Origin of the sequence: Dietzia sp. NCCP-2495, assembly GCF_026011735.1 — a bacterium.
In the GTDB taxonomy this organism is placed as follows: Bacteria; Actinomycetota; Actinomycetes; order Mycobacteriales; family Mycobacteriaceae; genus Dietzia.
Genome location: NZ_BRVN01000002.1, coordinates 71530 through 95336, shown reverse-complemented (window position 1 = coordinate 95336; position 23807 = coordinate 71530). Strand labels below are relative to the sequence as shown.

Genomic DNA, 23807 nt, shown 5'->3' with positions numbered 1-23807 from the left:
TTCGACCGTTACCGAATCGTTACATCGCTCTCAGCTTGATCGACCCGCCGTGGGCGTGTCGGCGACCCCATCCGGGTCAGGCTCCGCAGCGCAGGATCTCCATCGCGGCCGCGTCCAATCCCACCGAGGGACACAGGTCCGCCTGCAGGCGATCCGCCCCCGCAGTCCACTCGACGTGCGCGGTGCGGACGGGGTCACCGAAAGAGATCGTGACCAGGCCGCCGACCCCCGGCACCGCGTCCGGGGACAACGCGCCATGCCCGATCGACTCGACGGACAGGACCTCGGCAACAGTCGCCGGACCGGGCGCCGGAATCAACCGCAACGCGATCCTGGTGCCGTCGAACGCGCCCATCCATACGGCGAAGTCCCCCGTGCCGTCGTCCCGCAGGTCGAGCGTGTACCCGTGCGCGAACCACGACCCGGTCTCCCGGACCACGTCCGCCGGAGTAGGTGCTGACGCCTGAGCCGGCGCCGGCGCCGGAGGTGGAACCAGCGCCGGAGGAAGGATCGGCTCCGGTGCCGACAAAGGAGAGGTCTCGGCGACAGTAACTATGGCCGGACCCGGAAAAACCTGAGAATCCGCTGGTCGGACCGTCGCGACAGTCGCGGCGCCAGCCGTGAGAACAGCCAGCGACGCAGCGAGAGCCACGCGACTTGCCGCCTTGCGCCCACAGACGTATCTCATGGGACTACTCTAATCCCACCAGTCACGTGAATCAGATAGACGCGAGGCGTCGAAATGATCACCGAACAGCAACCGACAGAATTGAAGTAGGAGGCGCCGCCCCGTGACACGTGGCGTCCCCTGCCAGGAGGAGAACAATGTCCACCACCGCCGCCGCAGGCGGCACGAAGAAGCGTGAAGGGTTTTCCGGACGCTCCGTCTTCGTGTTCGCCGCCATCGGCTCGGCCGTCGGCCTCGGCAATATCTGGCGCTTCCCGTTCGTCGCATACGACAACGGTGGCGGCGCCTTCCTCATCCCCTATCTCGTCGCACTACTTTCCGCGGGTATCCCGCTCCTGTTCTTCGACTACTCGATCGGTCACCGCTTCCGCGGTTCCGCCCCGCTGAGCTTCCGCCGCGTCAGCAGGTTCGCCGAACCCATCGGCTGGATCCAGGTACTCGTCTCGTTCGTGATCGCCGTCTACTACGCGGCGATCCTGGCCTGGGCGGCGTGCTACGCGTGGTTCTCGATCGACCAACGGTGGGGCGAGACGTATGAGGAGACCGCGACCTTCTTCTCCGAGGACTTCCTCCAAGCGGGTAGCGGGTTCGGGATCGACTTCGTCCCGATGATCACCGTCATCCTGGTGATCGTCTGGGTCCTCACGCTCGCCATCCTGCTCGCCGGCGTCCAGAAGGGCATCGGCGGCACCGCCCTGTTCTTCATCCCGCTGCTCGTCGTTCTCTTCGTCGCGCTCGTCATCCGTTCACTGTTCCTGCCCGGCGCGATGGACGGACTCGACACGTTCTTCTCGCCCAACTGGTCGGTGTTGTCCGATCCGGGCGTGTGGATCGCCGCCTACGGCCAGATCTTCTTCTCGCTGTCCGTGGGCTTCGGCATCATGCTGACGTACTCCTCGTACCTCAAGCGCAAGTCGAACCTCACCAGCTCGGGCCTCGTGGTGGGCTTCTCCAACTCGGCGTTCGAGGTCCTCGCCGGCATCGGTGTGTTCGCGACCCTCGGCTTCCTCGTCTCGACGCCGGCCGGCGCCACCTGGGACGACGTCAGCGGCGGTCCGGGCCTGGCGTTCATCGCCTTCCCCGCCCTGATCTCGCAGATGCCGGGTGGTCCGATCTGGGGCGTCATCTTCTTCGTTTGCCTGATCCTCGCCGGCCTCACGTCGATGATCTCGATCGTCGAGGTCGTCATCTCCTCGTTCCAGGACAAGGTCGGCGTCAATCGCGTCACCGCGACCCTGGCGATCGGCATCCCGATGACCGTGATCTCGGTCCTGCTCATGCCCACCGAGACCGGCCTGCAGAACCTGGACATCCTGGACAAGTTCGCCAACAGCCTCGGCATCGTCGGCGGCGCGCTCATCGCGCTGGTGTCGGTGATGTTCATCTTCCGTCTCGGCCCGACACTGCGCGATCACCTCAACTCGGTCTCGTCGTTCAAGGTGGGCCGGATCTGGCTGTTCTTCGCCGCGATCCTCACCCCGCTGGTCCTCGCCTACTCGCTCTTCGGTGAGATCCGCGACCTCATCAGCGAGCCGTACGGCGGGTACGAGAGCAGCGTCATCAACGTGTGGGGCTGGGGCATGATCGCCGCGATCATCATCCTGGCCGTCATCCTCACGCTGTTGCCGTGGCGCGGTGCCAAGCACCTCGACGGGCCTCCGGCGAGCGACGACGACCCCAGCGACTTCGCCTACGACGCACAGTCGCCGTCCCCCACCCCCGGCGCCGCGTCGACGGTGTCCGCCGACTCCCCGAAGGAGGGCTGAGCGATGTCCACAGCCGCGATCATCATGATGGTGCTGTTCCTGCTCGTGATCTGGGGTGGGATGCTCGCGAGCATCGGCCACTTCCTCCGGCATCCGGACAACATCACCGAGGACAAGTCCCTGACGACCAAGTGAGTCCGCTGACGAGGTGACCCTCGTGACGACGTCGGCCCCGCACCCCTCGACGAGGGGTGCGGGGCCGATCTCATCCGTGGTGCGCCCGGGGAGACTTGAACTCCCACGTCCTAGGACACTGGAACCTAAATCCAGCGCGTCTGCCAATTCCGCCACGGGCGCGCAGTTACCCGGCGTGACCGGGCGAGGTGAGTTTAGCGTGTGCTCGACGGTACCGTGGAGGCGTGTCCACCAAGCAGAATCGCCGCGCGACCGGAGGCGATCGTGCGTCCGGCCCGGCGGCGTCGTCGGTCAAGCACCGCCCGGGGTGGATCGCGTTCGTCGTACTGGGTGCGATCTTCTGCCTCGCTATGGGGTACTGGCAACTGACGCGCTTCCAGGCCGCCTCGGGAACGGTCCAGAATCTCGGCTACACGTTCATGTGGCCGTTCATGGCCGGGTTCCTGATCTACGCCTACGTCAAGTACGTGCGCCTGGAGGCCGAGGAGTCTGACTGGCTCGCCGATCAGGGCCGCTCCGCCGGCCAGGTCCGTTCCACCGATCAGGATCGTTCCGCCGAGCACGGGGTCACCGCCGGATCGTGGGAGGATGACGACGACGACACCGTGTCGCACTGCCCCACCTCCGGTGCTCACGCCCCGGTCGCGTCCCGTGCCCGCCGACGTCACGGGGTCATCACGGAGATCCCCGCCGACATCCTCCCCACCCGCCGGCCGACGGCCGACACCGAGGCGACAGACGAGGGTCTGGCCGCCTACAACACCTATCTCGCCGACCTGGCCCGCAGGGACGCGGCCGGCGATCGTTCCCAGGAGAAGCCCGCTTCATGACCGCCCCCGCAGATGCCACCAGCACCACTCGCAAGCCGGATCCCGACGGCAAGGTCGCGCCGGCGCTGACCCGCTACCGTGTCCTGGCCTACATCACCGGCATCTGGCTCCTGGTCCTCACCGCGGAGATCATCTACAAGTACCTGATCCTCCCGAGCTCGGACGACGCGCCGGAGTGGTTCACCTATATCGGCCAGGCGCACGGGGTGTTCTACATCCTGTACCTGTTCGCGACGCTCGACCTGGCCATCAAGGCCCGGTGGGCGGCCACGCGGACGCTGGCCACGGCGCTCGCGGGCACGATCCCGTTCCTGTCGTTCTGGTTCGAGCACAAGCGCACCGCGGACGTCCGCGCAGAGTACGCGGTCTGAGACGGTCCGCGGTCTACGCCGCCGCGTTCAACAGTCAGCGTCCCTCTGACCAGCTTGCCGCCCTTGACCAGCCTGCCGCCCTGCAGTCCTGCCGGTCAGGCGTTCTCTGCGAGGTTTCGCAGCGCCGGCGCCAACGCCCGCAGCGCCCGTCCACGATGGGACGCCGCGTCCTTCTCGTCCGGCGTGAGCTCGCCGGCGGAGCGATCTGACCCCTCGGGCAGGAACAGCGGGTCGTAACCGAACCCGCCCTCACCGCGCGGGGCCCGCAGGACCTGCCCCGACCACCGGCCCTCCTCGACCGACTCGACGCCGCCCGGCACCACGAGGGCGCACGCCGAGACGAACGCGGCGCCGCGACGGGCATCGGGCACATCGCCGAGCTGCGCCAGCAGGAGCTCGTTATTCGCCGCGTCGTCACCGTGACGGCCCGACCAGCGTGCCGAGAGCACACCAGGCATGCCGTTCAGCGCGTCCACGGCGAGCCCGGAGTCGTCGGCCAGGCACGCCAGGCCCGTGGCCCGCGCCCCGGACCTCGCCTTGATGAGCGCGTTCTCGGCGAACGTCGCGCCGTCCTCGGGCTCCTCGGGGAACTCGGGCACCTCGTCCAGCCCGACCGGCTCGATGCCGACGATCCCCTCGGACTCCAGTACCCGCCGCAGCTCAGCGAGCTTCTTGGCGTTGCGACTGGCAACCAGCAGGCGCACGGCCACGGTCAGCGCCTCGCGGAGGACGAGCCCGGCGCGGTCACCCCGGGCGGAGTCGGCAGCTCACCCGGGTACGGCGCGGCCAGTGCCTGACGCTGGAGCTCGAACAGCTTCTCGCAGCCGACCTGCGCGGAGTCCAGCATCGCGTCGAGGGTGTCGCGGCCGAACGCGGCACCCTCGGCGGTGCCCTGCACCTCGATGAGCTTGCCGTCGGACTGACAGACGACGTTCATGTCGACCTCGGCGCGGGAGTCCTCCTCGTACGGCAGGTCGCACAGGACGCGACCGTCGACGACGCCCACGCTCACCGCGGCGATCGCCCCGGTGAGCGGGTTGCCCACCACCGCGCCCTTCGACTGCAGCCAGGTGACCGCGTCCGCGAGCGCGACGTACGCGCCGGTGATGGCCGCGGTGCGGGTGCCGCCGTCGGCCTGGAGCACATCGCAGTCCAGCGCGATGGTGTTCTCCCCCAGCGCCGACAGATCGATCGCCGCCCGGAGCGAGCGGCCGACCAAGCGGCTGATCTCGTGGGTGCGTCCGCCGACCTTGCCGCGCACGGACTCACGGCCCGAACGCTCATGGGTGGCCGCCGGCAGCATCGCGTACTCGGCGGTGAGCCAGCCCAGCCCCGAGCCCTTGCGCCAGCGCGGCACCCCCTCGGTGACGCTGGCCGTGCACATCACCCGGGTCTGCCCGAAGGTTACGAGAACCGAGCCCGCCGGATGCGAGGTGAAGCCCCGCGTGATGGTCACGTCGCGCAGATCGCCGTCCGCGCGCCCGTCTGCCCTGCCTGAAGTCGAAGTGCTCACGAGCGCCGATCCTAGTCGCGCACAACGGCCTCCGCGCGCAGGGTCAGGCGACCCGGTCAGATGTCGACGTACAGGGTCAGGCGACTCGGTCGGATGGCGCCGCACAGGGTCAGGCGACCCGGTCAGATGTCGACCCGCAGGTCCGGCTCGGCCACGAGGATCTCGCCGCCGAACTCGGCCGCGGCCTCGGCCCGCACCGCCTCGCGGTCCGTCCACGGCGGGATGTGGGTCAGCACGAGTCGCCCCACCCCGGCGCGACTGGCCACCAGGCCGGCCTCCCTGCCGGACATGTGGATCCCCGGCGGGTGCGCCTCGTCGTGCGTCCACGACGCCTCGCACAGCAGGACATCCGCGCCCGCCGACAATTCGACCAGAGACTCGCAGTACGCCGTGTCGCCGCTGTAGACCAGGACCCGACCGTCGGCCGAGGTGAAGCGCAGTCCGTACGACTCGGGTGGATGGTTCACCCGCGCGGAGCGCACGGTGAGGGCCACGGCGCCGTCGTCGTCGTCACCCTGACGCAACTCCACCTCGGGCGTGACATCCCACGTCGACACCTCGAACGTGTCCGACAGGTCGTCCACGGTGCCCGGCTCCTCCGCCGACGCGACCCCGATCCGGTACGCCGACCCCGACGGGCCCACCAACGGCACGCGCGCGCACGTCGACGACCGCGGCCCGTACCGACGCAGGACCATCAGGCTTGGCACGTCGAGGCAGTGGTCGGCGTGGAGATGCGACAGCAGGACCGTCGCCTCCTCCGGCACGGCGTGGCGCTGCAACGCGCCCAGGACACCCGGCCCCATGTCGACCACCACCGGGGCCAGCCCCTCGACCTCCACGAGATATCCGGACGCCGGCGAGGTGGGACCACCGATACTCCCCGAACACCCCAGGACAGTCAGAAACATGGCCACCATCGTGCCACGCCGGACGCGACATCGTGTCCATCCCCGCCCTGCCCACGGCGAGGATCACGTCCGGATCACCCCACCGCCGTCCGACCGACTTTCACCAGACCGGGTCCGAGGAACCGCGACGCCACCCTGCGGAACGCATCCGGCTCCCCCGTCACGAGGAATTCCCTCGACGCGGGGGTGGACGGATCGTGGGGGCGCAGCAGGTCCCCGGCCGTGAGGACGCGGAGCACGTCCTTGGCCGTCTCCTCCGCGCTGGACACGAGCGTGACGTCGTCGCCCACCGCCAACTGCACGACGCCCGACAACAAGGGATAGTGCGTGCACCCCAGGACCAGGGTGTCGACGTCCGCATCGCGGATCGGGGCCAGGTAGGCCTCCGCCAGCCCCAGGACCTGACGACCACTGGTGATGCCGCGTTCGACGAACTCCACGAACTTCGGGCACGCGACCGACGTGAGCTCGACACCCGCCGCCGCGGCCACCGCGTCGTCGTAGGCCCGCGAGGCGACCGTCGCGCGCGTGGCGATGACACCGATCTTCCCCGACCGCGTGGTGGCGACCGCACGACGTGCCGCCGGCTGGATGACCTCGACCACCGGCACCGGGTAGCGCTCGCGCGCATCGCGGAGCATCGCCGCCGAGGCCGTGTTGCACGCGATCACGAGGGCCTTCACGCCCCGGTCGACGAGCTGGTCGGCGATGCCCAGCGCATGTGCACGGACCTCGGCGATCGACAGCGGACCGTACGGCCCGTTGGCCGTGTCCCCGACGTAGACGATCGACTCGTCCGGCAGCTGATCCATGATCGCCCGCGCCACCGTCAACCCGCCGGCTCCGGAATCGAAGATCCCGATCGGGGCGTCCGGGCTCGGTGGCGCGGCCGGCGAACCGTGTATCGCTGGGCTCACCTGGGCAGACCCGCGGCGGCCTGCCCGGACGTGCGATTCCGCTTGAGGCCGTACGCAGAGAGGAAACCACCGATCGCGCCACCGAGATGGCCCTGCCAGGACACTCCCTCGGCCAACGGTGACAACCCGGCGATCGCGTCGATCCCGTAGAACAGGCCGATCAGCACACCGATGAGCAGGTGCAGGAACTTGCGGGAGAAAAAGCCCCGGACGATGACGTAGCAGATGTAGCCGAACACGATCCCGGACGCACCGATATGGACCGTTCCGACGCCGCCGATGAGCCACGAGACCACACCGGAGACCAGCCACGAGATCACCGTGACGCTGACCAGGGGCTTGACCCCGGACATCGCGATGATCGAGCCCAGGATCAGTAGGGCGATCGAGTTGCCGATGAGATGCGGCCACCCGCCGTGGAGCAGGGGCTGGAACAAGATGCCCAGCAGGCCGTCGGTCTGGAGCGGTTCGACACCGTGGGCGTCGAGGACCTGCGGGTTCCCGGTGGCCCAGAGGATCACCTGGTCGGCGGCCTCGATCACCCACATCAGGGCGACGAAGCAGAAGAGGAGGACCAGCGCGGTGCCGCGTCGCGGCGCCGCGGGGTCCCGGCCGGTACCCGGCGATCCGGGCGTACCCGGTATACCCGGCGAACCCGGCATACCCGCCGCCGGGATCCCGCGGCCTCGCGGACGTCGATTCACAGCCTTCTCCTCACTGCCCGGTCAGGGCGGTGCACAGCGAATCCTGCATGAACGTCAACCAGTGGTAGACGTCGAGCTGCGCCGAACGGGGATCGTCGTCAGGGACGAACTCGGGGATGTCCGTCGCGGGGACGCCACCGTCTCCCCCGGCCTCGAGCAGGACCGCGCCCAGTCCCAGACGTACGTCGTTGAGGCAGCCCATCCAGGCGTTCGCCTGCTCGAGGGTGAGCGAGACGGTCCCGCCTCGTGACGGCAGGGAACGCAGGAGCACCGCCGCACCGGCGAGCTTGGCGTCGATGATCGCGGGCTCGTGGATCATCCGCATCCCCGCGTTGTGGGCGCGTGCGACCGCCGCGCCGTCGGGCTCGGTCCCCGACCGTTCCGATGCCGCGTCAGACTTCTCCTGTCGGTGGAAGTCCGGCAGGAGCCGTGCGAGAGGCGCCTCGTCCGGCTTCTCGGAATGACCACTGCGCATCCCAGTCAGTTCGGCCAGCTCGTCACGCGGCGCCGAATCCCGGCGCTGCTCGAGCATGTCCACGACGTTGGAGACCAGGGCGTGCAGGATCTGCACCTCGTGGCTTTCCATGACCGCCTTGATGCGGGCGCCGCCCAGGGAGGACTTTCGCTGCCAGGCCTTCATCGACTCACGCCTCCCGCTGCATGGTGGCCCATAGTCCGGACTCCTGCAGTTTCCGCACGTCGTTCTCCACCTTGTCCCGACTCCCCGACGAGACGACGGCCCGGCCGTCGTTGTGGACCTTGAGCATCAGGTCGTGGGCATGTTCCTTGCTGTAGCCGAAGACCCGCTGGAACACGAAGGTCACATAGCTCATCAGGTTGACCGGGTCGTCCCAGACGACGGTGAGCCACGGCTTGTCGATCCCACCGTCGAGTTGGGTGTCCGTGGACTCCACGGGCACGGCCGCCGGCATCGCCATGACTGGTGTGGCGCTCCGGACGACCGCGAGCGGTGTCGTCACTGGGTGCATGCATCCCAGGATACGGATTACCGGCCGTGGGGCCACGACGTAGAGTCTGGCGGGTGACGTCCACGACCCCTCCCCCCGACGCGCCCACGGTGGGGCGTCCCTCCACGGCGCTTCTCACCGACAAGTACGAACTCACCATGATCCGGGCCGCGCTCGCCGACGGCACCGCGGACCGCTCTTGCGTGTTCGAGGTGTTCGCCCGACGACTGGCGACGGGGCGTCGCTACGGCGTCGTGGGCGGCACCGGGCGACTTCTCGAGCGGCTGGTCGATTTCCGCTTCTCCGACGAGGAGATCGACGTCGTCGCGGATACACTGGACGACAGAACCGTCGAGTGGCTGAGGAACTACCGGTTCACCGGCGACATCGACGGCTACGCCGAGGGTGAGCTGTTCTTCCCCGGCTCCCCCGTGCTGAGTATCCGGGGCGGCTTCGCGGAATGCGTGGTCCTGGAGACCCTCGTGTTGTCGATCCTCAACCACGACAGCGCGATCGCCTCCGCCGCCGCACGTATGACATCCGCCGCCGCGGGTCGACCGATCATCGAGATGGGCTCCCGTCGCACCCACGAGGAGGCCGCCGTCGCCGCGGCGCGGGTGTCCTACCTCGCCGGATTCACGTCGACGTCCAACATGGAGGCCACCCGTCGCCACGGGGTGCCGTCCGCCGGCACGTCAGCGCACGCGTTCACCCTTCTCCACACCGGGCCGGACGGGCCCGACGAGGCAGCCGCGTTCCGCTCCCAGGTCGCCACGCTCGGGGTCGACACGACCCTGCTGGTCGACACGTACGACATCACCGCGGGCGTCGCGACGGCCATCGAGGTGGCCGGGCCCGAGCTCGGCGGGGTCCGGATCGACTCCGGCGACCTCGGCGTCATGGCGCGTCAGGTCCGTGCCCAGCTCGACGGACTCGGCGCGCGCAACACGAAGATCGTTGTGTCGGGTGATCTGGACGAGTACGCGATCGCGGCGCTGCGGGCCGAGCCGGTGGACGTCTACGGAGTCGGCACGCGCCTGGTGACCGGGTCGGGCGCCCCGACCGCGGGGATGGTCTACAAGCTCGTCGAGGTGGACGGAATCCCGGTCGCCAAGCGTTCGGCACACAAGGAATCCCTGCCCGGGGCCAAGCGCGCCCTCCGCCTCCACCGTCGTTCCGGTACCGCGGTCGAGGAGGTCCTCCTGCCCGCCACCGCCGACGCCCCGGACACCCCCGGCCTCTCCCAGCGGGAGCTGGCGGTACCACTGGTCCGGAGCGGCGAGCAGGTCGACGGCCTCCCCACTCTCGAGCAGTCACGCGCGACCCACTCGGAGGTGATGGTCACCCTGCCGTGGGAGGGTCTGGCCCTGTCCCATGGGGATCCGGCAGTCAACGTCCGCGTGATCCCACCGAAGTAGCCGCCACGCACCGGCGGACACCCGCCCTCAGTCACCCGCCCCCGGCCGGCGACGGGTTGTCGGACCGGACGGCTAGGGTAACCGCGTGACCGACTCGCTTCCTCCCGTCTCCGAACTCCTCGACACGGCCGTCGAGAGTCTGGGCGGCAGTCGACGCGACGGTCAGATGATGATGGCGGAGGCCGTCGGTAACGCACTGTCCACCGGAGAGCACCTCGCGGTGCAGGCCGGGACCGGCACCGGGAAGTCACTCGCGTACCTCGTCCCCTCGCTCCGACACGCGATCGAGACGGGTCGCACGGTCGTCGTCTCCACCGCGACCATCGCCCTGCAGAACCAACTCGTCGACCGGGACCTACCCCGCCTGTCCGCGGCACTGCGGCCGTCCCTGGGTGTGACCCCGTCCCACGCGATCCTCAAGGGCCGCGGGAACTATCTGTGCCTCCACCGCGTGGGTAGCGGGCCCGTGGACGAGGCGGATCCGGAGGAGATCGAGACCGAGGAACTGTTCAATATCCCGATCGGTGGCGAATCCACCTCCGCCCGCACACCCCGCGAGTCCTCACCCCGCGACACCGGACCGACGTCCTGGCTCGGTCGCGAGATCGCCCGGCTCCACGACTGGGCGCAGGACACCGAGACCGGCGACCGGGACGACCTGCCGAAGGGCGTGTCGGATGCCGCCTGGCGCCAGGTGTCCGTGACCAGCCGAGAGTGCCTCGGACAATTGTGTCCGGAGGTCTCCGAGTGCTTCGCCGAGCTGGCCCGACAGGAGGCCGGTCGCGCCGACATCGTGGTGACCAACCACGCGCTCCTCGCGATCGACGCCATGACGGATGTCTCCGTGCTGCCCGAACACGACGCGGTGGTGATCGACGAGGCCCATGAACTGTCTGACCGGGTCACCGGCGTGAACACCGCGGAGCTCACCGGCGCGGCCGTCATCCAGGCCGCCCGCCGCGTGGCGAAGATCGTCGATCAGCAGACCGCCGACCGGATGGTGGCCGCTGGCGAAGGCCTCGCGACGCTCCTCGAGATCTGCCCAGAGGGCCGGTGGGACATCCTACCCGAAGGCGCGGACCTCGCGCTGGCGGCCGTACGACACACCGCAGAGAACTGCCGGAGTGCGGTGCCCGGCCCCAAGCCCGGCGAGGCCGCGAACGACCCACAGGGCGCTTCGGACCGACAGAAGATCCTCGCTGCGCTCGACGAGATCGCCGACGCCGCGGACCGCATGCTCTCCTCCTACGAGAAGCCGGTCGCCGACCGGATGGAGGTCGTCTGGATGAGCGTCGAGGACCGCCGCGGCCGGATCCTCCGCGTCGCGCCGCTCACCGTCGCGGGCCTCCTGCGGACACGGCTCTTCGCCGAGTCGACGGTCATCCTCACCTCGGCCACGCTCACCACCGGAGGCAACTTCGATGGACTCGCTGCGAGCTGGGGGCTGCCCCCGGCCTCGTCCGCGCGTATCGACACCTCCACCGCGGTGTCCCTGGAACCTCCGTCGGACGACGACGCCTCCGCGTTGCGGTGGGCCGGGCTCGACGCGGGGTCACCGTTCGACTACCCCCGCAACGGCATCCTCTACATCGCCGCGCACCTGCCCGCCCCCGGGCGCGACGGGACCGCCCCCGCCGCGGAGGACGAGATGGTCGATCTCATCACCGCAGCCGGTGGACGCACGCTCGGGCTCTTCTCGTCGATGCGTGCCGCGAAAGCCGCCGCTGTGATGCTGCGTGACCGACTGGACACCCCCGTCCTGTGTCAGGGAGAGGACTCCACCGCGAACCTCGTGGCGCAGTTCGCCGAGGACGAGGAGACCACCCTCGTCGGGACACTGTCCCTGTGGCAGGGCGTCGACGTTCCCGGCAGGTCCCTGTCACTGGTGATCATCGACCGCATCCCGTTCCCCCGCCCCGACGATCCGCTGCTGTCGGCGCGGCAACGGTCGGTGGCCGCGCGCGGAGGGAACGGTTTCCTCGCCGTGGCCGGGAACCACGCCGCCCTCCTTCTCGCCCAGGGAGTCGGCCGACTCCTGCGACGGACCTCCGACCGCGGGGTCGTGGCCGTACTCGACTCCCGCCTGGCCACCGCACGGTACGGCGGCTACCTGCGTGCGTCCCTTCCGCCGTTCTGGCAGACCGCGAATCGCGACGTGGTGATCGGCGCCCTGGAACGACTCCGCGACGCCTGAGACCACGCCGATAAGGTCAGCCGCCGGTGGCGATGACGGTCAGTGAGCCGGGTTTGACCTCGGTGTACCCGGCATCGACCACAGCCGCCACCCCGGGCTCCGATCGACGCACCGCAGCTGTCAGCTCGGCCCAGCGGGCCGGACCGGATTCACGGACCGCGAGTGGGCAGCCGTCCGCGATCCACTCCTCCAGGCGCGTGCGCGACATCTCGGCCATGAGCAGCATGGCGCCGTGTCCGACCTGCGCGGCGGCCTTGCCGACAGACATCTCCAGGCCCGTGTCGATCCAGATCACGGGGATCCCTGGATCAGGCTCGGCGGGCTGATCGTGGTCCAGGTCGGTCCCGCCGATCTGCAGTCGGCCGAGCCGTGGGTCGATCTCGTCGACCGGGCCGGGGACGAAGGCCCTCGCCTCGCATCCGTCGACCGCGACGGTCACCCCATCGACCTCCTGGGCGGTGCGCCACTGCGCTCCCCTGGCCCGGCGGGCGATCTTCCGCATCCGGGCGTCCAACCATCCCGCGTACGGCTCGTGCCACGGACCACCGGGCGCCACCCGCTCGTCGACGCACACCAGGGCGACCGCTCGTGCCGCGGCCTCGAGCAGCGGGGTCCGCGACGGCGGCTCTGCCTTGGGCATGTGCAACACGATCGGCATCGACCTGACGGTCGACCTGTCGTCCGGGTCTTCGGCCCCGGCGGAACCCGCGACCAACCGCCGGTGGCACCAGTCGAGGCTGTCACCGGTGGCCAGAGCGCCCGTCACGACAACGGGACCCGGCGGTACGTGCCGGCCGCGGTGTCAGCCGCCTCGATCTCGTCCCGGGTGATGCCCAGGATGAACAGCACCGCGTCGAGGAACGGCTTGGACAGCGAGGCGTCCGCGACCTCACGCAGAGCCGGCTTGGCGCAAAAGGCGATGCCGAGTCCGGCGGTGGTGAGCATGTCGATGTCGTTCGCGCCGTCGCCCACCGCGACGGTCTGGCTCAGCGAGATACCGAGCTCGTCGGCGAACTCACGGAGGTACTCGGCCTTGGCCTCGCGGTCCACGATCTTGCCGATGACCCGGCCGGTGAGCTTGCCGTCTACGATCTCGAGCGTGTTGGCCCGGGCGAAGTCGAGTCCCAGTTCCTCTGCGAGACCCGAGATGACCTGGATGAAACCTCCGGAGACCACACCGCACCGGATCCCGAGTCGCTTGAGGGTGCGGATCGTGGTGCGGGCACCCGGGGTGAGGACGATGTTGGCGGCCACTTCCTGGAGGACCGACTCGGGCAGTCCGGCCAGCGTCGCGACGCGCTCGTGCAGGGACTGCGCGAAGTCGAGCTCGCCTCGCATGGCCCGCTCGGTGACCGCTCGGACCTCCTCCTCCTTACCTGCGTGCGCGGCGAGCATCTCGATGACCTCGCCCTGGACCAGGGTCGAGTCCACATCGAACACCACGAGCCGCTTGGACCGACGCGCGAGCCCGGCCTTGTCCACGGAGATGTCGACCCCGTGGGCGTCCGACAGCGGTGACAGGGTGGCGCGCAGCAGCGCGTCATCAGCCGCGTCGCGGCCGGCGGTCGAGACGAAGAGTTCGAGCCCGGTGACCGGATAGTCAGCGATCCCGCGGATGGAGTCGATGTTCGCTCCGATCGTGGCCAGAGACCCCGCGATCGCCGAGAAGGCCGACGCGGTGACGGGACTCCCCAGGATGACCACCGCGTGGGTCGACGGCGGAGCGGCCGGGGCGATGTCGTCGAACTGCACGTCGAGCTGCATCCCCAGTTCGGACACCTGCTCGGTGAGCTCTCGGACCACCACGACCGCGTCGGCGTTCTCGTCGACCCGGGTCATGATGCCGAGCGACAGGTGGCCGTTGACCACCACCTGCTCGACGTCGACCATCTCGGCGCCGTGGGCGGCGAGGACCGCGGTGACACGCGCGGTGACACCCGGACGATCGGGTCCGGTGACGGTGAGGAGGGCCGGGGTTCCAGAGGTGGTCACTGATACTCCTGACGAAAACGTGTGGGGGCGGTCGGCCACCCGGTGGTCATTGTGAGGGCGTCGTGGTGGACGTCTACGCAGCTGACACACGAGAACCCCGCCGGTGGTCGAGCCTACCGGCGGGGTTCTCGTGTCTACCGATCCCGTGGGTGAGTACGGGGTGGGTGATCAGCCCTTCTGCGGTGAGACTCCGCGATCAGCCACGTCCTTGGCGGAATGCGGATCCTTGGACTTGGTCCGGCCTCCGACGTGGGCCTCGGCGCGCATGCGCTCGCTCATGTGCGGGTAGTGCAGCTCGAACGCCGGGCGCTCGGAGCGGATACGCGGCAGCGTCACGAAGTTGTGGCGCGGCGGCGGGCAGGAGGTCGCCCACTCGAGCGAGTTGCCCGCACCCCACGGATCGTCGACGGTGACGATCTCGCCGTAGCGCCAGCTCTTGATGACGTTCCAGACGAACGGCAGCATCGCGATGCCCAGGACGAACGAGCCGACCGTCGAGATCTGGTTGAGGACCGTGAAGTTGTCCGACTCGAGGTAGTCCGCGTAGCGGCGGGCCATGCCCTGGTTGCCCAGCCAGTGCTGGACCAGGAACGTGGAGTGGAAGCCGATGAACATCAGCCAGAAGTGCCACTTGCCCAGCGTCTCGTCCAGCATGCGACCGGTCATCTTGGGGAACCAGAAGTAGATGCCGGCGAACACGGAGAACACGACGGTACCGAACACCGTGTAGTGGAAGTGCGCCACGATGAAGTAGGTGTCCGAGATGTGGAAGTCGATCGGCGCGGCGGCCATCATGACGCCGGTCAGGCCACCGAAGAGGAAGGTGACGATGAAGCCGAGGGAGAAAAGCATCGGCACCTCGAACGTCATCTTGCCGCGCCACATGGTGCCGATCCAGTTGAAGAACTTCACGCCGGTGGGCACGGCGATGAGGAACGTCATGAAGGAGAAGAACGGCAGCAGGATGGCGCCGGTGACGAACATGTGGTGCGCCCACACGGCCATGGACAGTGCACCGATGGACAGGGTCGCGAAGACCAGGCCCGCGTAGCCGAAGAGCGGCTTGCGGGAGAACACCGGGAAGACCTCGGAGACGATGCCGAAGAACGGCAGCGCGAGGACGTACACCTCGGGGTGACCGAAGAACCAGAACATGTGCTGCCACAGGATCGCGCCGCCGTTGGCGGGATCGAAGATGCGACCACCGAACGTGCGGTCGTAGAACACGCCCATCGCGGCTGCGGTGAGCAGCGGGAAGATCAGGAGGATCAGGATCGACGTGATCAGGATGTTCCAGGTGAAGATCGGCATCCGGAACATGGTCATGCCCGGCGCGCGCAGGCAGATGATGGTGGTGACGAAGTTGACGGCACCGAGGATGGTGCCGATACCACCGATACCGACACCGAGAATCCACAGGTCTGCGCCGACGTTCGGCGAGTGGATCTTGTCAGCCAGCGGCATGTACATCGTCCAGCCGAACGACGCCGCTCCACCCGGGGTGAGGAAGCCCGAGAGCAGGAGGGTGCCACCGAAGGTGAACAGCCAGAAACCGAAGGCGTTGAGACGCGGGAACGCCACGTCGGGCGCGCCGATCTGCAGCGGCATGACGAAGTTGGCGAAACCGATGACGATCGGTGTACCGAACAACAGGAGCATCACCGTGCCGTGCATGGTGAACATCTGGTTGAACTGCTCGTTCGACAGGAACTGCAGTCCCGGCAGGAACAGCTCCGCACGGATCAGCAGGGCCATGAGCCCGCCAATGAAGAAGAAGACCATGCACACGACGATGTACATGATGCCGAGCAACTTGTGATCAGTCGTGGTCAGCATCTTCCACACGAACGACCCCGGCCGGGCATTGCCCGTGGGTTCGCCCGGCGGATGGTCGAGCTCGTGGACCGGCTTGGGTGCCACTGCGGTCATAAGGGTCCTCCTGAACGCCTCACCCGACGTCGTGGGTCGAACCACCGACCCCACGTCGAACGCATAGGAATAGTGCGTGAGTGCAATCCTAACCCCCGCCTGAGAACTCCGCCCACCCACCCCGCCGAACTCGTCTGAGGTGGTCATCGGGCTGATCGGTGACAGCTCATCCACCGTCAACACCCCGGTCGCAGATCCCCTGTGACCTCCACGTCGACGAGGTGATCCGGGCCATCTCCTAGGCTGTGTTCTCATGACCGACTCCGCTTCGACGCCACCCGTCTGCCCCGGGCGGGGGTACGGGCGCCTCGCCGCCCGGCTCGCGCCCCCGCTGGCACTCGGATTGTTGCTCGCCGCGTGCGGCCCCTCCCCCGTGGACATGGTCGAACACCCGGTGACGACGACACCGTCGCGGATCGCCGGCGAGGAGCTGCAGCGGGCCGCCGAGCCCGAGAACTCGTGCGCGGAGGAGCCCGCTCCGGCGGAGTTCCCGGGAACTCGTGACCGTGAGGTGGACTCGGCCGGGCCCGGCGCCGACACGGTCGAGGTACCCCGCTCCCCCGAACGCATCCTCGCGATGGGCGCGGGAGCCGTGGACGTGGCGTGCGCGCTCGGCCTGCAGGACCTCGTCGTGGGGACCTCCGGGCTCCCCGTGGACGCGGACGTCTACCTCCCCGATACTCTCGTCGACCTCCCCGAGGTACTGACTGGTGACCGCGAGCCTTCGGCGGTGGCAACGGCGGCGCGGGAGCTACGTCCGGACCTCATTGTGATTCCCGCGGAGGGACTCGATCCGGCCCTTCTCGACGCACTGTCGTCCGTCGCCACCACGGTCGTCTATGACTCTGACGCCCTGTCCTGGGCCGATGCCACGGAAGCGATCTCCGACGCCTACGGTCGCCCTCGCGCGGGAGGGGATCTCCTCCTGCAGGTGCTCGACCGGGCCCGTTTCACCACGGGCGCGACGCACCCCGCGGACACCAACGTCTCTCTCGTGACCGTCACTGGTGATGAGGGCGACGGTGTGGCAGTCCAGGCCCCGGACACGCTCGGCTCCCTGATGCTCGAGGCGGTGGAAGCCGGACGACCGCCCGCGCAACGGACCCGGGACGGAGAGCGCATCCCTCCCCTGCCCCAGTCCCCTGCACTGGGCGACGAACTCGATGGGGACGTGATCTTCACCGTGGTCGGCGGCAGTCGTGGCACAGCGGAGGAGGCGCGCGAGGTGTTCGCCTCGGACAGGTGGTCGGAGCTCGAAGCGGTGCAGGCCAGCCGGATGTTCGTCGTGGACAGGGCGGTGTGGGAGGGCCACGGTCCGGTCGCGGCCACGGCGATCCTGGAGGACATCCGCAAGGCGGTCAACGGCATCGCTCCCGACGGATAGCGAGTCAGGCCGATGGGAATGACGAAGCGGGAGCACGCCGGTGGCGCGCTCCCGCTTCGTCGTCATCTCCCGGTCCCTGCGGGACGCCGGTTCAGAAGTCCCAGTCCTCGTCCTCGGTGGCGACGGCCTTGCCCATGACGTACGAGCTGCCCGAGCCGGAGAAGAAGTCGTGGTTCTCATCGGCGTTGGGGCTCAGCGCCGCGAGGATCGCCGGGTCCACGTCGGTCTCGTCCTTGGGGAACATCGGCTCGTAGCCGAGGTTCATCAGGGTCTTGTTCCCGTTGTAGCGCAGGAACTTCTTGACGTCCTCGGTCCACCCCACCGGGTCGTAGAGGTCCTCGGTGTAGTCCGCCTCGTTGTCGTACAACTCGAAGAGCAGCTCGAAGGTGTATTCCTTGAGCTCGTCGCGGGTCGCCTGGTCGACCTGATCGAGGCCGCGCTGGTACTTGTACCCGATGTAGTAGCCGTGTACCGCCTCGTCACGGATGATCAGCCGGATCATGTCCGCGGTGTTGGTGAGCTTGGCTCGCGAGGACCACCGCATCGGGAGATAGAAGCCCGAATAGAACATGAAAGACTCGAGCATCACCGAGGCGATCTTGCGCTTGAGCGGGTCGTCGCCGGTGTAGTACCCGAGCACGATCTTGGCCTTGCGCTGCAGGTACGGGTTCTCCTCGGCCCACCGGAACGCGTCGTCGACCTGCGGGGTGGAGCAGAGCGTGGAGAAGATGGTCGAATAGCTCTTGGCGTGCACCGACTCCATGAACGCGATGTTGGTGAGTACCGCCTCCTCGTGCGGGGTGGAGGCGTCCGGGATCATGCTGACCGCTCCGACGGTGCCCTGGAGGGTGTCGAGGAGGGTCAGGCCGGCGAACACCCTCGTGGTGAGCGTCTGCTCGTACTCGGTCAGGGTCTCCCACGACGGGATGTCGTTGGAGACCGGCACCTTCTCGGGAAGCCAGAAATTGCTCGTGAGCCGTCCCCAGACCTGGTCGTCGACCTCGTCGGGGATGCGGTTCCAGTTGATCGCGGACACGCGGTCGACGAGCTTGGGCTGGACGCCGGCGGCGGGACTGTGCGATCCCGGGGCGTGGATGTCTGCGGTCATCGGTGAGTTCCTTATTCGGGGCGCTGCGGTGAAGCGATCTGCAACGGGAATCGGTCGAGGACAGGTGGTCTGTTGCGCCGGGTCTCGGGCCGGCGCCGCCCGGTCAGGCGGCCGGGCCGGGACTGATCAGATCCGGCACGGCGGACCGGTCGAGGTACGCGGCGAGACGGTGTCCCGTCATGCCCTCGACCGTGAACTCCTCGGTCCGGCGGCCGCTCACAGCATGCACGAGACGCAGCCCTCGACCTCCGTGCCCTCGAGCGCGAGCTGACGGACGCGGATGTAGTACAGCGTCTTGATGCCCTTACGCCACGCGTAGATCTGCGCGCGGTTGACCTCGCGGGTGTCCGCCGTGTCCTTGAAGAACAGCGTGAGCGAGAGTCCCTGGTCGACGTGCTGGGTGGCGGCCGCGTAGGTGTCGATGATCTTCTCGTACCCGATCTCGTACGCGTCCTGGTAGTAGTCCAGGTTGTCGTTCGTCAAGTAGGGCGCCGGGTAGTAGACGCGCCCGATCTTGCCCTCCTTGCGGATCTCGATCTTCGAGGCCACCGGGTGGATCGACGAGGTGGAGTTGTTGATGTAGCTGATCGAACCGGTGGGCGGCACCGCCTGCAGGTTCTGGTTGTAGATGCCGTACTGCTGCACCTCCGCCTTGAGGGCGCGCCAGTCGTCCTGGGTGGGGATGGCCACCTCGGCGTCGGCGAACAGCTGGCGCACCTTGTCGGTGGCCGGCTCCCACACCTGGTCGGTGTACTTGTCGAAGAACTCGCCGGTGGCGTACTTCGACTCCGGGAACCCGGCGAACCAGGTGCCACGCTCCCGCGCGATGGCGTTCGAGGCCCGCAGCGCGTGGTAGAGCACGGTGTAGAAGTAGATGTTCGTGAAATCGACGCCCTCGTCGGACCCGTAGTAGATCCGCTCACGGGCGAGGTAACCGTGCAGGTTCATCTGGCCGAGACCGATCGCGTGCGACTCCGAGTTGCCGCGCTCGATGGAGGGCACCGACGAGATGGACGTCTGGTCGGACACTGCGGTGAGCCCACGGATCGCGGTCTCGATCGTCCGGCCGAAGTCCGGCGAGTCCATCGACTTGGCGATGTTCATCGACCCCAGATTGCAGGAGATGTCCTTGCCCACGTGCGAGTACGACAGGTCGTCGTTGAACGTCGACGGTGTGGAGACCTGGAGGATCTCGGAGCACAGGTTGGAGTGCGTGATCCGTCCGGCGATCGGGTTGGCGCGGTTCACCGTGTCCTCGTACATGATGTACGGGTAGCCGGACTCGAACTGCAGCTCGGCGACGGTCTGGAAGAACTGCCGCGCGTTGATCTTGGTCTTCTTGATCCGGCTGTCTTCCACCATCTCGTGGTAGTGCTCGCTGATGTTGACGTCGGCGAACGGCTTGCCGTAGATGCGCTCCACGTCGTACGGCGAGAACAGGTACATGTCGTCGTTACGCTTGGCGAGCTCGAACGTGACGTCCGGGATCACTACGCCCAGCGAGAGGGTCTTGATGCGGATCTTCTCGTCCGCGTTCTCACGCTTGGTATCAAGGAACTTGAGGATGTCCGGGTGGTGGGCGTGCAGGTACACGGCTCCGGCGCCCTGGCGTGCACCCAGCTGGTTGGCGTAGGAGAACGAGTCCTCCAGCAGCTTCATCACGGGGATGACGCCCGAGGACTGGTTCTCGATATGCTTGATCGGCGCACCGTGCTCACGCAGGTTGGACAGCAGCAGCGCCACGCCGCCGCCGCGCTTGGACAGCTGCAGAGCAGAGTTGATACCGCGACCGATCGACTCCATGTTGTCCTCGATACGCAACAGGAAGCACGAGACGGGCTCGCCGCGCTGCTTCTTGCCGGAGTTGAGGAACGTGGGGGTCGCGGGCTGGAAACGGCCCTCGATCACCTCGTCGACCAGCTGGCGGGCCAGCACCTCGTCGCCGGCGGCGAGGGTGAGGGCGACCATGCAGACGCGGTCCTCGTAGCGCTCGAGGTAGCGCTTCCCGTCGAACGTCTTGAGCGTGTACGAGGTGTAGTACTTGAACGCGCCGAGGAAGGTCTGGAAGCGGAACTTCTTGGCGTAGGCGTAGTCGAACAGCTCGCGCACGAAGTTGCGCGTGTACTGGTCGAGCACCTCACGCTCGTAGTAGTCCTTTTCCAGGAGGTAGTCGAGCTTCTCGTCCAGGTTGTGGAAGAAGACCGTGTTTTGGTTGACGTGCTGGAGGAAGTACTCCCGCGCCGCCTCATGGTCCTTCTCGAACTGGATCTTCCCGTCCGCGTCGTACAGGTTGAGCATGGCGTTGAGCGCGTGGTAATCCAGGCGCTGCCCCTCGGTCGCCATGGTGCCGGTGCTCTCGGGGGTCACTGTTGGTGCTGCCAAAACTCTTCCAATCCTTCTCGGACGCGGATGACGTCCTCCTGTGTACCCATCAACTCGAACCTATAGAGGTACGGGATCTCCAACTTCTTGGAGATCACGTCGCCTGAGCGACCGAAGTCGGTTCCGAAGTTGGTGTTGCCGGTCGCGATGACGCCCCGGCAGAGACTTCTGTTGTGCGCGTCGTTGAGGAACGCGACCACCTGACGTGGGACTGCTGCCCCGTTCCTCCCGGTGATCTCGAGGCTTCCCCCGTAGGTCGGGACGATCAGAACATACGGGTCCGACACCACCGGCATGGGCTCGGCCTTCCTCACCGGTATGCGCACCGCGGGAAGGCCGAGCCGGTCCACGAATTTCTTCGTGTACTCGGACACATTGGAGAAGTAGACGATCCTCACCGACTCGTCGGTCGGCACCGGAGCCGCCATGGCTGCCCCCTAGTCACCTGGAAAAGCGGTGTGGAAAGAACGTCCGGGATCAGGCCGCGACAGTCGCGAGGGCCTTGATGCGGTCCGGACGGAACCCCGACCAGTGGTCTGACTCGGTCACCACGACCGGCGCCTGGAGGTACCCGAGCGCCATGACGTACTCGCGGGCCTCGTCGTCCACGGAGATGTCGATGCTCTGGTACTCGATGCCGGCCTTGTCGAGCGCCTTGTAGGTCGCGTTGCACTGGACGCAGGCGGGCTTGGTGTAGACGGTGACCATGAGTGGGGGGACCTCGTTTCATCGCGGGCGCCACAGGGGCGCGAGGGGCTCTGTCTCGTGGCGGCTCTACCGACCGGCGCTTCTGGCGCGGCCTGCGGAGAACCGTGGTGGCTGTCAGTGATCGTGGACCGAATCGCATGGATGGCATTCATCGGTGCCGCAATACCTCTAGACACTACCCCTAGTGCCCAGAAGGTCAACCAACCACAACATTTTGGTCTTACATCCCTGGAATTCCCAGGTCGTGATCCCGCCTTGTGGGACGCGACCACCTCGGCTCGGGAGGGGCTGCGCCGGGGCCCTCATGGCGTTGGCACCTGACCATGGTGACACCCCGGAGGCCGTTGTGAAACATCGTTTCCGCAAGTCACAAACAGCCCCCAACGCCCCCACAATTCGTCCCCATTCCATCCACAGGTTCCCCACTATTTCGGCGTTCCGGCCACCCCCGTCGCCTCCGCAGGGATGCGGTGTCGGATGCGCTCACGGCTGCGTTCGGACACCGTTGTCGCCACGTTCGGATCGCCCTCTCGTCTGCGTTCCGAACGCGCCCGGGAGGACCCGGACGACGGGCCGTCACGACGCCGGGGCCGGGGCCATCCGGGGACGACGACAAGGGCCCGTCACCGGCGTACCGGTGACGGGCCCTTGTCGGGTGCGTGAGAAGTCACGCAGAGAATGCTCAGCCCTGGCGGGCCTTGAAACGGGGATCCTTGCGGTTGATCACGTAGACCTTGCCGTGGCGGCGGACAACCTGGGCGCCCGGCTTGTTCTTCAGCGACCGAAGGGACTTACGGACCTTCATCTGGCGCTCCTTAGGCTCTCGGGGCGGCCGGAGGGCCGCACTTGACGGGATTACTGTGCGACGCGGACGCCCGGAAGGGCGACCTTGCTCTACACACAACTGCTCTATCGTAACGGACTCACCCCCGGAACTCCATTCGGCGAGCAACCGCCGCGACCACAGTCGGTTATCGCGCGCCCGGCGCCTCTATGCTGGACTGCATGGACAATTCCGCCGGCGCCACCGGCCTCAGGGCCGCGATCATCTCGGGCCTCGGGGTCCGTCCCCACATCGACCCCGCCCGGGAGATCGAGGACCGGGTGGCCTTCCTCGTCGACTATCTCCGCGCGACACCCACGTCCGGTTTCGTCCTGGGCATCAGCGGTGGGCAGGACTCCACGTTGGCGGGTCGACTGTGTCAACTCGCCGCCGAGAGGCTGCGCGCCGAGGGCGAGGCCGATACCCGGTTCGTCGCCATGCGCCTGCCGTACGGCGTCCAGGCCGACGAGGACGACGCGCGGACCGCCCTCGATTTCATCCGACCCGACACGTGCGTGACCGTCGACATCAAGGCCGCCGCCGACGCCTCGTCCGCCGCCGCGGCCACCGCCCTCTCGGCTGTCCCCGGTCAGGCGGGCCCGCTCCGCGACTTCGTCCGCGGCAACGTCAAGGCGCGTGAACGGATGATCGCGCAGTACGCGGTGGCCGGGCAGCTGAACCTCGTCGTCGTCGGCACCGACCACGCCGCGGAGGCCGTCACGGGCTTCTACACCAAGTACGGCGACGGCGGCGTGGACCTCACACCCCTGACCGGTCTCACCAAGCGTCAGGGCGCGGCACTGCTGCGCCACCTCGGCGCTCCCGACTCCACCTGGCGGAAGGTCCCCACCGCCGATCTCGAGGACGACCGCCCGGGACTACCCGACGAAGTGGCACTCGGGGTGACGTACGCGCAGATCGACGACTACCTCGAGGGCGTCGACGACGTCCCCGCCGAGGCGGCGGCCCGGATCGAGCGCCTCTTCATGAACTCACGCCACAAGCGCGCCATGCCGGCGTCCCCGCTCGACACGTGGTGGCGCTAGGCGAGGGCACCCACGCGGCC

General features: G+C 67.9%; 24 protein-coding genes and 1 tRNA gene. 8 read left to right on the top strand and 17 right to left on the bottom strand.

Annotated features, from left to right (window positions below; all coding sequences use genetic code 11):
* Window positions 1–76: 76 nt before the first annotated feature.
* Window positions 77–439, bottom strand: coding sequence for a hypothetical protein (locus OPF83_RS02565; RefSeq protein WP_264885647.1), 363 nt, complete (start codon window positions 437–439; stop codon window positions 77–79).
* A 386-nt stretch (window positions 440–825) separates the two neighbouring features.
* Between OPF83_RS02565 and OPF83_RS02560 the strand changes: the two genes are divergently transcribed.
* Window positions 826–2454 carry a sodium-dependent transporter gene (locus OPF83_RS02560; RefSeq protein WP_264885646.1) on the top strand — a complete coding sequence of 543 codons (1629 nt, stop codon included), beginning with the start codon at window positions 826–828 and terminating at the stop codon, window positions 2452–2454.
* Between the two features lie 3 nt (window positions 2455–2457).
* On the top strand, window positions 2458–2589 hold the full coding sequence (locus OPF83_RS02555; protein ID WP_264885645.1) for a methionine/alanine import family NSS transporter small subunit: 132 nt from the start codon (window positions 2458–2460) through the stop codon (window positions 2587–2589).
* A gap of 77 nt (window positions 2590–2666) precedes the next feature.
* On the opposite strand, the gene OPF83_RS02550 is transcribed toward OPF83_RS02555, so the two are convergent.
* Window positions 2667–2751: transfer RNA gene (locus OPF83_RS02550), tRNA-Leu, on the bottom strand.
* Between the two features lie 62 nt (window positions 2752–2813).
* On the opposite strand from OPF83_RS02550, the gene OPF83_RS02545 reads away from it, so the two are divergent.
* Both OPF83_RS02545 and OPF83_RS02540 read left to right on the top strand, forming a co-directional pair.
* Complete coding sequence (locus OPF83_RS02545; protein ID WP_264885644.1) at window positions 2814–3419, top strand: hypothetical protein; 606 nt, start codon at window positions 2814–2816, stop codon at window positions 3417–3419.
* Window positions 3416–3790 carry a DUF3817 domain-containing protein gene (locus tag OPF83_RS02540; RefSeq protein ID WP_264885643.1) on the top strand — a complete coding sequence of 125 codons (375 nt, stop codon included), beginning with the start codon at window positions 3416–3418 and terminating at the stop codon, window positions 3788–3790. Before OPF83_RS02545 ends, OPF83_RS02540 begins: the two co-directional genes overlap by 4 nt.
* A 95-nt stretch (window positions 3791–3885) precedes the next feature.
* Here OPF83_RS02540 and rdgB read toward each other — a convergent pair whose 3' ends face one another.
* From rdgB to clpS, 7 genes are all read right to left on the bottom strand, one after another.
* Complete coding sequence (rdgB, locus tag OPF83_RS02535; RefSeq protein WP_264885642.1) at window positions 3886–4500, bottom strand: RdgB/HAM1 family non-canonical purine NTP pyrophosphatase; 615 nt, start codon at window positions 4498–4500, stop codon at window positions 3886–3888.
* A gap of 2 nt (window positions 4501–4502) precedes the next feature.
* The gene (gene rph, locus OPF83_RS02530) at window positions 4503–5303 is read right to left on the bottom strand and encodes a ribonuclease PH (RefSeq protein ID WP_264885641.1); all 801 of its coding nucleotides are present in this window, start codon (window positions 5301–5303) and stop codon (window positions 4503–4505) included.
* 122 nt (window positions 5304–5425) lie between these two features.
* Complete coding sequence (locus OPF83_RS02525) at window positions 5426–6214, bottom strand: MBL fold metallo-hydrolase (RefSeq protein WP_264885640.1); 789 nt, start codon at window positions 6212–6214, stop codon at window positions 5426–5428.
* 74 nt (window positions 6215–6288) lie between these two features.
* On the bottom strand, window positions 6289–7131 hold the full coding sequence (murI, locus tag OPF83_RS02520) for a glutamate racemase (RefSeq protein WP_264885639.1): 843 nt from the start codon (window positions 7129–7131) through the stop codon (window positions 6289–6291).
* Complete coding sequence (locus OPF83_RS02515; protein WP_264885638.1) at window positions 7128–7835, bottom strand: rhomboid family intramembrane serine protease; 708 nt, start codon at window positions 7833–7835, stop codon at window positions 7128–7130. Before OPF83_RS02515 ends, murI begins: the two co-directional genes overlap by 4 nt.
* Before the next feature lie 10 nt (window positions 7836–7845).
* Window positions 7846–8475 (bottom strand): DUF2017 domain-containing protein, encoded by a 630-nt coding sequence (locus OPF83_RS02510; RefSeq protein WP_264885637.1) that lies wholly within the window; start codon window positions 8473–8475, stop codon window positions 7846–7848.
* 4 nt (window positions 8476–8479) lie between these two features.
* Window positions 8480–8824 carry an ATP-dependent Clp protease adapter ClpS gene (clpS, locus tag OPF83_RS02505; RefSeq protein WP_375546194.1) on the bottom strand — a complete coding sequence of 115 codons (345 nt, stop codon included), beginning with the start codon at window positions 8822–8824 and terminating at the stop codon, window positions 8480–8482.
* Between the two features lie 53 nt (window positions 8825–8877).
* Between clpS and OPF83_RS02500 the strand changes: the two genes are divergently transcribed.
* Window positions 8878–10221 carry a nicotinate phosphoribosyltransferase gene (locus OPF83_RS02500; RefSeq protein WP_264885636.1) on the top strand — a complete coding sequence of 448 codons (1344 nt, stop codon included), beginning with the start codon at window positions 8878–8880 and terminating at the stop codon, window positions 10219–10221.
* 85 nt (window positions 10222–10306) lie between these two features.
* Entirely contained in the window at window positions 10307–12415 is a 2109-nt protein-coding gene (locus OPF83_RS02495; RefSeq protein WP_264885635.1) for an ATP-dependent DNA helicase, read from the top strand.
* A 16-nt stretch (window positions 12416–12431) separates the two neighbouring features.
* Here the strand turns inward: OPF83_RS02495 and OPF83_RS02490 are convergent, their stop codons facing one another.
* From OPF83_RS02490 to ctaD, 3 genes are all read right to left on the bottom strand, one after another.
* Window positions 12432–13073, bottom strand: coding sequence for an aminoacyl-tRNA hydrolase (locus tag OPF83_RS02490; RefSeq protein WP_264885634.1), 642 nt, complete (start codon window positions 13071–13073; stop codon window positions 12432–12434).
* Between the two features lie 104 nt (window positions 13074–13177).
* Entirely contained in the window at window positions 13178–14407 is a 1230-nt protein-coding gene (gene serB, locus OPF83_RS02485) for a phosphoserine phosphatase SerB (RefSeq protein ID WP_264885633.1), read from the bottom strand.
* 168 nt (window positions 14408–14575) lie between these two features.
* Window positions 14576–16336: a cytochrome c oxidase subunit I gene (gene ctaD, locus OPF83_RS02480; protein ID WP_264885632.1), complete on the bottom strand. Its 1761-nt coding sequence runs from the start codon at window positions 16334–16336 to the stop codon at window positions 14576–14578.
* Between the two features lie 253 nt (window positions 16337–16589).
* Here ctaD and OPF83_RS02475 point away from each other — a divergent pair, with 253 nt between their 5' ends.
* Window positions 16590–17720, top strand: a complete 1131-nt coding sequence (locus tag OPF83_RS02475) for an ABC transporter substrate-binding protein (RefSeq protein WP_264885631.1) — start codon at window positions 16590–16592, stop codon at window positions 17718–17720.
* Window positions 17721–17811: 91 nt separating this feature from the next.
* On the opposite strand, the gene nrdF is transcribed toward OPF83_RS02475, so the two are convergent.
* The 5 genes from nrdF to ykgO all read right to left on the bottom strand — a co-directional run bounded on the left by nrdF (window position 17812) and on the right by ykgO (window position 22723).
* Entirely contained in the window at window positions 17812–18828 is a 1017-nt protein-coding gene (gene nrdF / locus OPF83_RS02470; RefSeq protein WP_264885630.1) for a class 1b ribonucleoside-diphosphate reductase subunit beta, read from the bottom strand.
* Between the two features lie 216 nt (window positions 18829–19044).
* Window positions 19045–21171, bottom strand: coding sequence for a class 1b ribonucleoside-diphosphate reductase subunit alpha (gene nrdE / locus OPF83_RS02465; RefSeq protein ID WP_264885974.1), 2127 nt, complete (start codon window positions 21169–21171; stop codon window positions 19045–19047).
* Between the two features lie 20 nt (window positions 21172–21191).
* On the bottom strand, window positions 21192–21638 hold the full coding sequence (nrdI, locus tag OPF83_RS02460) for a class Ib ribonucleoside-diphosphate reductase assembly flavoprotein NrdI (protein WP_264885629.1): 447 nt from the start codon (window positions 21636–21638) through the stop codon (window positions 21192–21194).
* A gap of 49 nt (window positions 21639–21687) precedes the next feature.
* Complete coding sequence (gene nrdH, locus OPF83_RS02455; RefSeq protein WP_264885628.1) at window positions 21688–21918, bottom strand: glutaredoxin-like protein NrdH; 231 nt, start codon at window positions 21916–21918, stop codon at window positions 21688–21690.
* Between the two features lie 682 nt (window positions 21919–22600).
* A complete protein-coding gene (ykgO, locus tag OPF83_RS02450) occupies window positions 22601–22723 on the bottom strand; it encodes a type B 50S ribosomal protein L36 (protein WP_264885627.1) in 123 nt (40 codons plus the stop codon).
* A 200-nt stretch (window positions 22724–22923) separates the two neighbouring features.
* Between ykgO and nadE the strand changes: the two genes are divergently transcribed.
* Window positions 22924–23787, top strand: coding sequence for an ammonia-dependent NAD(+) synthetase (nadE, locus tag OPF83_RS02445; RefSeq protein WP_264885626.1), 864 nt, complete (start codon window positions 22924–22926; stop codon window positions 23785–23787).
* Window positions 23788–23807: the final 20 nt, after the last annotated feature.

Coding starts and splice junctions, on each gene's coding strand:
- OPF83_RS02560 (WP_264885646.1), top strand. CDS start 826: ATGTCCACCACCGCCGCCGCAGGCGGCACGAAGAAGCGTGAAGGGTTT.
- OPF83_RS02555 (WP_264885645.1), top strand. CDS start 2,458: ATGTCCACAGCCGCGATCATCATGATGGTGCTGTTCCTGCTCGTGATC.
- OPF83_RS02540 (WP_264885643.1), top strand. CDS start 3,416: ATGACCGCCCCCGCAGATGCCACCAGCACCACTCGCAAGCCGGATCCC.
- OPF83_RS02525 (WP_264885640.1), bottom strand. CDS start 6,214: ATGTTTCTGACTGTCCTGGGGTGTTCGGGGAGTATCGGTGGTCCCACC.
- OPF83_RS02510 (WP_264885637.1), bottom strand. CDS start 8,475: ATGAAGGCCTGGCAGCGAAAGTCCTCCCTGGGCGGCGCCCGCATCAAG.
- clpS (WP_375546194.1), bottom strand. CDS start 8,824: ATGCACCCAGTGACGACACCGCTCGCGGTCGTCCGGAGCGCCACACCA.
- OPF83_RS02490 (WP_264885634.1), bottom strand. CDS start 13,073: ATGCCGATCGTGTTGCACATGCCCAAGGCAGAGCCGCCGTCGCGGACC.
- ctaD (WP_264885632.1), bottom strand. CDS start 16,336: ATGACCGCAGTGGCACCCAAGCCGGTCCACGAGCTCGACCATCCGCCG.
- OPF83_RS02475 (WP_264885631.1), top strand. CDS start 16,590: ATGACCGACTCCGCTTCGACGCCACCCGTCTGCCCCGGGCGGGGGTAC.
- nrdF (WP_264885630.1), bottom strand. CDS start 18,828: ATGACCGCAGACATCCACGCCCCGGGATCGCACAGTCCCGCCGCCGGC.
- nrdE (WP_264885974.1), bottom strand. CDS start 21,171: ATGGCGACCGAGGGGCAGCGCCTGGATTACCACGCGCTCAACGCCATG.
- nrdI (WP_264885629.1), bottom strand. CDS start 21,638: ATGGCGGCTCCGGTGCCGACCGACGAGTCGGTGAGGATCGTCTACTTC.
- nrdH (WP_264885628.1), bottom strand. CDS start 21,918: ATGGTCACCGTCTACACCAAGCCCGCCTGCGTCCAGTGCAACGCGACC.
- ykgO (WP_264885627.1), bottom strand. CDS start 22,723: ATGAAGGTCCGTAAGTCCCTTCGGTCGCTGAAGAACAAGCCGGGCGCC.
- nadE (WP_264885626.1), top strand. CDS start 22,924: ATGGACAATTCCGCCGGCGCCACCGGCCTCAGGGCCGCGATCATCTCG.